The sequence below is a fragment of the Nonomuraea lactucae genome (assembly GCF_003313395.1).
In the GTDB taxonomy this organism is placed as follows: domain Bacteria; phylum Actinomycetota; class Actinomycetes; order Streptosporangiales; family Streptosporangiaceae; genus Nonomuraea; species Nonomuraea lactucae.
Genome location: NZ_QNFZ01000459.1, coordinates 1 through 1,170, shown reverse-complemented (window position 1 = coordinate 1,170; position 1,170 = coordinate 1). Strand labels below are relative to the sequence as shown.

The 1,170-nt window shown below is 74.6% G+C and carries 1 protein-coding gene and 1 pseudogene; both read right to left on the bottom strand.

Annotated features, from left to right (window positions below):
* Positions 1–278 (bottom strand): annotated as a pseudogene (locus DQW85_RS22645) (sugar phosphate isomerase/epimerase); the annotation flags it as partial.
* The coding region (locus DQW85_RS22640) for a DUF993 family protein (RefSeq protein ID WP_113702168.1) at positions 275–1,170 on the bottom strand (896 nt) is incomplete at its 5' end. The pseudogene DQW85_RS22645 and the gene DQW85_RS22640, both read right to left, overlap by 4 nt.

The window sequence follows — 1,170 nt, the reverse complement described above, 5'->3', positions numbered from 1 at the left end:
GCCTCGTCCACGGCGCGCCGGTTGTCGTCGAGCGCCTCGGCGAACGCCCGCCCGCCGCCCTCGCCGGGCAGCCCGCCCCCTGTGAGGAAGCCGCCCCGGCACAGCGACGACACCCGCAGCCCGGCACCGCGCACCAGGTCGGCCGTCTCGGCCAGCCCCTGCGCCGCCACCTCCTGCCGCCACAGGCCGATGGCCTCCAGCCCGTGCCGTACGCACCCGTCCACGGCCTCGGCCACCGACCAGCGCCTGGTCGTCCACTGGTTCAGCGAGAGGCTCACAGCCCGTGCACCTCCAGCAGCGCCTTCATGCGGTACACGGCCAGCTCCTGGTCGGCGAGCAGGCCCGCCCGGTCGGCCAGGCGGAACACCTCGGCCAGGTGGAGCAGCGAGCGGGCCGACTGGGCGCCGTTCAGCATGGCGAACGCGTCCTGGTGGCCGTTGAGCCAGGCCAGGAAGACGATGCCGGTCTTGTAGTTGTAGGTCGGCGCCTCGAAGATCTTGCGTGACAGCGGGACGGTGGGCGCGAGGATCTCGTCGTAGTGGCCGAGCAGCCGGTCACGGCCCGCCTCGTGACAGGCGGCCTCGGCGGCGTCCAGCACCCCCAGGGCGGCCGCAGCCGCGGGGGCGATCGCGTCGAACACGCCGAGCAGCGCGTGGGAGCCCGTCCTGATCAGCGACGGGTAGTTGAAGTCGTCGCCGGTGTAGAGCCTGACCCCGTCCGGGAGCGCGGCGCGCAGCCCGATCTCGTGCTCCTCGTCCAGCAGCGACACCTTCACCCCGTCCACCGCCGGGGCGTGGGCGTGGACCAGCTCCAGGAACGACTCGGTCGCGGCCGGCACGTCCGCCGCGCCCCAGTAGCCGGCGAGTCGCGGGTCGAACATCTCGCCCAGCCAGTGCAGGATCACCGGCCGGTCGGCGAGGCCGAGCAGCTCGCCGTACACCCGGTGGTAGTCCTTCGGGCCGCGCGCCACCCGGGCTAGCTGCCGCGACGCCATGATGACCACACCGGCGCCCGCCGCCTGGACGGTCTCGACCTGCTCGGCGTACGCGGCGGTGACGGCGTCCAGGTCGGCGGCGCCGGGGGCGTGGTCGGTGCCCGCGCCGCAGGCGAGCAGCGTGGCGGGATCGCCGAACTCGCGGGCCTCGGCGGCGCTGCGCCGGACGAGCTCCT